Origin of the sequence: Paracoccus sp. (in: a-proteobacteria) (assembly GCF_046462195.1) — a bacterium.
Classification (GTDB): Bacteria; Pseudomonadota; Alphaproteobacteria; order Rhodobacterales; family Rhodobacteraceae; genus Paracoccus.
The window spans coordinates 1-7,222 of record NZ_JBKGUN010000015.1; the positions used below are offsets into that span (position 1 = coordinate 1).

The 7,222-nt window shown below is 61.7% G+C and carries 7 protein-coding genes; 3 read left to right on the forward strand and 4 right to left on the reverse strand.

Annotated features, from left to right (window positions below; all coding sequences use genetic code 11):
- Together ACLHHB_RS01110 and ACLHHB_RS01115 are read left to right on the forward strand one after the other, a co-directional pair.
- Positions 1-437, forward strand: a 437-nt coding sequence (locus tag ACLHHB_RS01110) for an SOS response-associated peptidase family protein (protein ID WP_410216435.1), incomplete at its 5' end; no start/stop codon positions are given.
- Positions 438-1,060: 623 nt separating this feature from the next.
- A complete protein-coding gene (locus ACLHHB_RS01115) occupies positions 1,061-2,518 on the forward strand; it encodes a Na+/H+ antiporter family protein (RefSeq protein ID WP_410216436.1) in 1,458 nt (485 codons plus the stop codon).
- Between the two features lie 570 nt (positions 2,519-3,088).
- On the opposite strand, the gene ACLHHB_RS01120 is transcribed toward ACLHHB_RS01115, so the two are convergent.
- From ACLHHB_RS01120 to ACLHHB_RS01135, 4 genes are all read right to left on the reverse strand, one after another.
- Positions 3,089-4,261: an MFS transporter gene (locus tag ACLHHB_RS01120; RefSeq protein WP_410216437.1), complete on the reverse strand. Its 1,173-nt coding sequence runs from the start codon at positions 4,259-4,261 to the stop codon at positions 3,089-3,091.
- Positions 4,258-4,794 (reverse strand): TetR/AcrR family transcriptional regulator, encoded by a 537-nt coding sequence (locus ACLHHB_RS01125; RefSeq protein WP_410216438.1) that lies wholly within the window; start codon positions 4,792-4,794, stop codon positions 4,258-4,260. The genes ACLHHB_RS01120 and ACLHHB_RS01125 overlap by 4 nt, the downstream gene beginning before the upstream one ends.
- Positions 4,795-5,205: 411 nt before the next feature.
- Positions 5,206-5,379 carry a hypothetical protein gene (locus ACLHHB_RS01130; RefSeq protein WP_410216439.1) on the reverse strand — a complete coding sequence of 58 codons (174 nt, stop codon included), beginning with the start codon at positions 5,377-5,379 and terminating at the stop codon, positions 5,206-5,208.
- 727 nt (positions 5,380-6,106) lie between these two features.
- Entirely contained in the window at positions 6,107-6,475 is a 369-nt protein-coding gene (locus tag ACLHHB_RS01135; protein WP_410216440.1) for a hypothetical protein, read from the reverse strand.
- A 58-nt stretch (positions 6,476-6,533) separates the two neighbouring features.
- On the opposite strand from ACLHHB_RS01135, the gene ACLHHB_RS01140 reads away from it, so the two are divergent.
- Positions 6,534-6,977 carry a pyridoxamine 5'-phosphate oxidase family protein gene (locus ACLHHB_RS01140; protein ID WP_410216441.1) on the forward strand — a complete coding sequence of 148 codons (444 nt, stop codon included), beginning with the start codon at positions 6,534-6,536 and terminating at the stop codon, positions 6,975-6,977.
- Positions 6,978-7,222: the final 245 nt, after the last annotated feature.

Consider the following 7,222-nt stretch of genomic DNA (forward strand, 5'->3'; position numbering starts at 1 on the left):
CACGCTCCGTCCTCAAGACCGAGCGGGATCCGGGCGTCACCAATATCCGCAACCTGTCCTCGCCGCACTGGCGCCGCTGGCTCGGCCGGGATCATCGCTGCCTGGTGCCGCTCACCAGCTTTTCGGAGCCGCGCGGCAAGGGCAGGGGCTTTCAATGGTTTGCGCCGGTCGATGATGGCCCGATCTTCTTTGCCGGTGTCGAGACGCGGGATTGGACGTCCGTGCGCAAGGTGAAGGACGGCGAGACGACCGACGACCTGTTCGCCTTTCTGACCAGTCCGCCCAACAAGGAGGTAGGCGCGATCCATCCCAAGGCCATGCCGGTCATTCTGACCAGGCCCGAGGAGTGGGATGCCTGGCTGGGCGGGATCAGGGCGGAGGAGTTGCAGCGCCCATTGCCGGACAGCGCGCTGAAGCTGATAGACGACGCCGCCTGATGGTGCTGCCAGGCACAATTGACGTCGTCCCTTTGTGTGTCAAAGGGTGCCGGAGCGTGTTGGCCCTTCATGAGCGAAAGGAACAACAGAGGTTTCGACGAACGGAATACTCTCTGAAGCTGCGCCTGTGGCATGAGACCGATGGGTTCCACCCGGACAGGCTAGCGTGGCCCTTTCAAGGAATGCGTGGCGGACTGTGCAGTCTTTGGTGATGTAACACATTTACCGACGGCTGAACCACAAGACGGAAACGCCTCGACCTGTGGTCGGAGCTGACGAGCAACTCTTTTGATGTCGCGCAGGGATGATCTTTCGATCCTCGCCGCGAGGGTTGACGCTTTGACGATGTTGGATGTCGTTCGTCTGGTCGATACCGGGCAATCGGCGAGCCCCTTTCCTCCGGTCATGCCGCTGCCACTGACCGACTGCTTCACGGGTGCTGACGGCCGCCGCTGCCCCATATGGCAGAGGCGTGCGTATGACAGGTCCTGCACCTTTGCCGTCGTCTGTCCGCGACAAGGGCGAACGCAACATGTCTTGATACAAAGCAATTGCTCACGGGCTTGCCAGCAACGTATGCCCCTGCATGCCGAGACATGCTCGGAACCTGCGTGAGAAGAAACATGACCGATCTGCCTTTGCGCGCCTCCGATGGCGCCGATGAATTCCGGCGCAAGCGCGTCCTTCCAGTGCTTCTGCCGCTTGCCGCGCTGTATGCGACCGCAGCGCTGAGCGGTCTGCACATCAACGCCGTCGTTCTCACGATCGGGGTCATGATCGCCCTTTGCCTGCTCCGGCTGCCTGTTGCCATAGCGCTCGTCTCGGCGGCGGTGCTGGGCGGGCTGCACGCGGGCCTGACCATGACCGAAACGCTTGCGGCGCTGAACGACAACCTTCTTCCCGGCGCGCAGGTGGGAATGACTTATATCATGGTGGGCGCCTTCGCCGTCGCACTGGCCCGCAGCGGCCTGCTCGATCTGCTGGCCGCGAAGATCTCTGGCCGCCTCGGCACGGGCGAGGCCGCTGCCAGCAAGAGCGTCAGGTGGAGCCTGTTGCTGGTCCTGTGTGCAGCCTCCGTCCTGTCCCAGAACCTGATCCCCGTCCATATCGCCTTCATCCCGGTGCTGATCCCACCGCTGCTGGGCGTGATGAACCGCCTTCGCATCGACCGCCGGGCAATTGCCTGCGTGCTGGCCTGTGCGATCAGTTCCAGCTATCTGCTGTTGCCGACCGGTTTTGGCGCCATCTACCTGAACGAGATCCTGCTGCCCAACGTGAACGGGGCGGGCGCCGATCTTGGCCTTGCTGCAACGGCCGATATGGCGCCCAAGGCGATGTTCCTGCCGGTCATGGGGATCATTGCAGGAATGTTTGTCGCGGTTTTCATCACCTACAGGAAGCCGCGCGATTACGAGACGGTGAGTAGCCAAGTGCCCGAGGCCGAACGGGCGCCTGTCGCGCTTGATCCCGCGCAATTGCTGGCCACGCTCGCGGCGCTTGTGGTGGCGCTGATCTGTCAGATAGCGTTCGATTCACTTTTCGTGGGAGCGATGGTCGGCTTTGTCATCCTGAGTGGGGCGGGCATCTTCCGCTGGCAGGAGCAGGACGACGTGTTCACCGAAGGTCTGCGGATGATGGCGCAGGTCGCGGTCATCATCACCATTGCCTCGGGCTTTGCGGGCGTCCTGTCCGCCACGGGAGAGGTCGAACCCCTTGTGGCGTCGGCGGCAGGCTTCATCGGCGACAACAAGCCGCTGGGGGCGGCCATCATGCTGATCATGGGCCTTTTCATCACGATCGGTTTCGGCGACTCCTTCGCGTCCGTCCCGATCCTGGCGCCGATCTATGTGCCACTGGCGGTTGCACTCGGGTTCTCGCCGCTGGCGACAGTGGCACTCTTGGGCGCATCGGCGGCGTTGGGCGATGCAGGTTCGCCGGCCTCGACCATCTCGCTTGGTGCAACGGCAGGTTTGAACGCGGATGGGCAGCACGATCACATCAAGGACAGCGTGATCCCTACATTCCTGCATGCCAATATCGGGATGATCCTGTTCGCATGGGTGGCTGCGCTGACGCTTTGACCGCCCAACCACGCCCGCGTCTTGCCGCACCTGCTTCAACCGCGCGGCGGTTTGCCGGTGCTGGCTCAGGTCGATGCTGACAGAGTGCTTCTGCTTGTGAATGTCTGGACACCACGGGCAGAGAGCGGCTGATTGACAAGGGACGAAGGCAAACGTGATGCATCCCGGTCCGCCATTCACGCGACATGGTCCCGCTATGCGTCCAGAACCGCGCGCTTCCAGCAAATCCTGGCGCTTCAGGATCAGGTGGTCCTCCGGCGTCGCCTCTGTCGCCGCTTCTTGAAGGCTGGCGCGAACGACCCTCTGCTCCGTTGCTCCCTCGTCCGAAAGCGTAACTGTGATGACCTGCATTTTCTTTCGCCCTGACAGGGATGTGGTCAGGACGGCGGCCATGGCCTCAGCTTGTGGAGCAGCCGGGGAGAGGGCCATCATGCATCCTTCAAACCGCACACGCAGCGCCGCTTTGCAGATCGAAAAGGGAGCGCAAGGACCGGAAGCGTTGCTCAAAGACGTGAACCACCTGTTTGCCCGAAAGTGTTTGCAGTCAGCCCGTGCGTCGGGTGCACTTTGTCAATCCGCGCCTGCGGGATGAGGAAGGGCCGGGTCATTGGCAAGGGCATGGTGCGGTGCGAATATTGCGGCGCAGGCCATGAGGAGTGCCGCACCCGCAAGGGCTGCCGATGTTCCTGCAGCATTCATGAGCAGGGCGAAAAGCGGCGCTCCAGCAGTTTGACCTGCCGCCACCATCAGGAAGGACAGGCCAAGCCCCAGATCCGCGCGATCCGGGAACAATGTGACACCCCACAGCAGCAAGGCCCCGGACGAGATGATGTAGCCTGCGCCGAACAGCCCCATCGCTGCAAATGGCATGAACGTCGCCCAAGATGCCACCGTCAGGCTCAAGAGCGCGACCCCCATCATGGCCAGCGACATGCGGTGGACGGCTGGGATCCCGAACCGTTCTGTGCCGTGCCCTGTGACGACGCCTGCCAGTCCTGTGGCTCCGAGAACGATCCATGCCACCGCGATACGCCGATCGGTAAAAGCCATTTCCTCACGAAGAATGTCGGCACCAAAGGTCCAGAGGGCCGTGCTCGCAGCGCCCATAAGAGTTGCGGCCATGCAGAGCGGCACAAGCCCGGGCTGCCGGAAGCTGTGGCCGGCTGCCGAGCCTCCCGTGGCCCCATCAGGAATTGCCCGCCACAGCCAAAGGGTCACTGCAGCGCCAATGGCGGCAAATCCAAGATACAATTCGCGCCAAGCTGCCGCGAAGATCAGTGCGGCCAGGCCGGACAGCACGATCCCCGCTGCGGTCCCGGCATTGATCGCGCCATTCGCCCGTGACCGATCTGCCTTCGGGACGTGATGGCCCACCGCTGCGGCCAGTGGGGGTGAGGCGAGGCCGGTGCTGATCCCCGCCAGTGCAATGGCCCCTCCGAGAAAAACGGCCGATCCGGCGGCGGCTGCCAAGCCGAGCCCGGCGGTCGCGCAAAGTCCCGCAGCGACTGCCACCGCTCGCGCGCCCAGTTTCGGCACGACCATGAAAGCGGCTACGACGCCTGCGCAATAGGCCGCAAAGGCAGCGCTGCCGATCCAGCCTGCCGCGACCGTTCCAAGGTCCAACTCCGCTTTGATCTGCGGCAGCAGCAGGCCATAGGCAAAGCGCGCCAGCCCATATGCCAATGCAGTCAACCCAAAGCCCGCCGCCATGAGGCTGCCCGTGCTGGTGCGCGCCTGCGTCATCTGGACCTCGCTTCCGCCACGAGCACTTGCGCGGCCTCTTTCGCCGCCTGGATCACCTGGGGACCAGCGACACTCGCGGCGGCGGTGGCTCCCTCGAAAAGCAGCCATACCTGAAGGGCCAGCACCTCGTCCGGCCGGTGAAGTGTGTCCTCGACACGGCGGCCTATCTCGGCCAGGAAATTCTCCTTTTGCCGGCACACGCAGCCTGCGATGTCAGGATGAGTGCCGGCGTATTCGCCGTGGGCGCGCAGCAGCATGCAGCCGCGGCTCCCGAATTCTGCCAGCCAGACCGAGAGCGTGTCGAACAGGCCTCCGATCCCTCTTTCCGGCGTCACCGCCAAGCGGTCCATGAAGGCACGGTGACGCTGCTCGACCACAGCCAGAACCAGCCCGTCCCGCGAGCCAAAGTGCTTGTAGAGCGTCCGCGTCGAGGCACCTGACGGAGCCAGAACGGCATCGACACCGATGCCGCGAAAGCCCTGTGCCTCAAATGTCCGCGTCGCCCCTGCAATGATCTCGTTACGTTTATCCATGGGCACTTTGTAAAGCGAACGTTTTACATTTGCAAGGCGGTGCATCCTCATGAAGTTTGAAGCTGAAGGTCCTAGCACTATGAGGGCGACCTGGAATGCTTGCGTCTTCAGGCGTGATGTATGGCTTCATCCCGATTTCACTGCCTGAGCTATCAGTTGGCCGAGGCATTGCCTTATTGCAGACAGGCTCATCCCGCTATTCCCCCAGCATCGGTGCCGGCCACTGCAAGAGCGGTACAATGGTTCGGAACGGCTTTGCGGGCTCGGCTTCCGGCCAATGTGTGATCGCGGTCCCGCGCCCTGAATTGCTGGGCCCTGGCGGATCTCGCCCTGCCTCTTCAGCGCCGCGAAGACTCATCTCGCCAAGTAGGCCTCTTGGAAATGAACAACCCATCGCCAGCAAGCATCTTGTCAATACAGCGCAAGGTTAGCCTGCACGTCGCGAACCAGGTGCAGGTAGTTGAACGCAAGAACGGCATCAAACTGTTCTATCCCGCTTGCCAAAGTTTCCGCGATCACGGTGCGAAAGGCAAACGCCGGGACCTGAGCGAAGGCGCTGCTTTCCTTTTCGGCGATAGCGATCATCTTGGCTTAGAGATCCCGTTGCAAGGAGCGGTGCACGTAGGCGGCAAGCCGAACTGCCGTGGTTCCTGTCCCGCAACCCCGCTCCAGGACTGGCTCTTGGAGCTCAACAGGGCGCGTGCCCGGTCGAGCGGGCGTTTGGATCCTTCCTGATCTGCAATGGCTGACTGAGCATACTTTCGTAAGGTCTGATCCCAAAACGAGCGTCGCTTGGGTAACTGCTGATGCATGCTCCCTTTGCGCATCAAATTGCCACATCTGCCGGCTTGCCTGACATAGCTCATGCCACAGTCAACATCAGCAGCAGAAGCACGCGATGTCTGACAGGCATCTTCCTGACGTCGCTGCCAAAGTTCAACCCTCACACCTTCAAGAGGCTTTTCTTACGAGGGAGGCCTCGGGATCGCTGAACGCCGAATTATGCGGGACAGCGTCATATCCCTCGTTCTTTTCGTGCGCCGTTGGGCAAGCGTTTGTGCCCGCACCTAAAGGCCAAGGGACGTCGCCGGCGTTTTCTTGATCGGCATGCGCTTTCTCTGCTTTGGGATCGATCCGAGCTGAAGGAGAATGGCGGGCACGTGCTGGCCAACCTTAAAAGAGCGCTGAATCTCCGGTTCCACCACCACAATGCAGGCGAGGACGCCCGCGCTACCGCGGTGGCCATGCGGCATGCTGAACGTCAGTTTAACCCGTCTTTCGATGACTTGATCAAGCCTTCTGGCAAGAAGATCTATGCTCCCGCAATCCCCATGGATGGAAACCCGTCAGGGCTGTTGGCCGGTTCAACGGTGATTTTCACGGGCGCGCTTGGCCCGTCCCGAACTGAGGCCGCCGAGGTGGCGGCTTGGGCGGGATTTTGGTCAAGGCGGGCGTAACCAAGCAGACCGCCCGCCTCGTCGCCGGGGATCAGGATCTGACCGTTCTTGCCGGACATGTTCGAGGCAGCAAGCATCAAATAGCGGAAGACATGCAGGCTGTCGGTCACCTCATCCCGATCATCGGCGAGAATAATTTTGGAAAGCTGGTCGTTGGCTGCGGCACAGCCTGAGTCTCTGCTTGGGTTGAGACGAGATGATGCTTGCTGGGGCTGGATGCGCAACAAAACTGGCTTGGACGGCGTTCGGATTGGTGCGTCACTGAAACCCGCAGGAGGAAACATGGCCGACCGGACAATCCAAGACTTGGCAAAGGCAATGGGCAAGATCGACTTTGCCATGCTGACCACGCGAACTGAGGGCGGGCAATTGGCCACACGCCCGATGAGCAACAACAGCGAGGTCGAGTGGGAAGGCGACAGCTACTACTTTACCTATGAAGACACCCGCACCGTCAGCGATATCGAGCGGGACCGCCATGTGGCGCTGTCCTTTCAAGGTCGCGGGGGCATCTTGGGACAGCCGCCGTTGTTCGTTGCCGTCGAGGGCGAAGCCAGCATCATCCGTGACAAGGCGGCCTTTGCCGATCATTGGTCCTCCGACATTGACCGGTGGTTCCCCAACGGAATCGACACACCAGGTTTGGCGCTGATAAAGGTACATGCCGTTCGCGTCCATTACTGGGACGGCGAGGAGGAGGGTGAGGTCGACTCTTCCACGGTCTGAACTGCCCCATCGGTGCAATCAGCGTCGGTGACTGGGAACTGGACCTGCTCCTTCGGGAGGATTGAGTCGTCCTCTGAAGAACGCTGCCCCTCCTTCAAGTCGGGGGCCGCTTCGGGGTGGAGGTCGAGCCACATCTTCGGTCGATTGGTGGGTCCCCTTTTCAAGGCTGAGCGTTCAACTGCGCTTATACAGAAAAAAGCTGCGGTGGGTTCAACCGGTCAGCGCAACGGCTCGTTCGAACGTAG

What these genes read in the sequence shown, in the direction of transcription:
- ACLHHB_RS01130 (WP_410216439.1), bottom strand. Translation starts at nt 5,379, where the DNA reads ATGATCGCTATCGCCGAAAAGGAAAGCAGCGCCTTCGCTCAGGTCCCG.
- ACLHHB_RS01125 (WP_410216438.1), bottom strand. Translation starts at nt 4,794, where the DNA reads ATGGATAAACGTAACGAGATCATTGCAGGGGCGACGCGGACATTTGAG.
- ACLHHB_RS01115 (WP_410216436.1), top strand. Translation starts at nt 1,061, where the DNA reads ATGACCGATCTGCCTTTGCGCGCCTCCGATGGCGCCGATGAATTCCGG.
- ACLHHB_RS01120 (WP_410216437.1), bottom strand. Translation starts at nt 4,261, where the DNA reads ATGACGCAGGCGCGCACCAGCACGGGCAGCCTCATGGCGGCGGGCTTT.
- ACLHHB_RS01140 (WP_410216441.1), top strand. Translation starts at nt 6,534, where the DNA reads ATGGCCGACCGGACAATCCAAGACTTGGCAAAGGCAATGGGCAAGATC.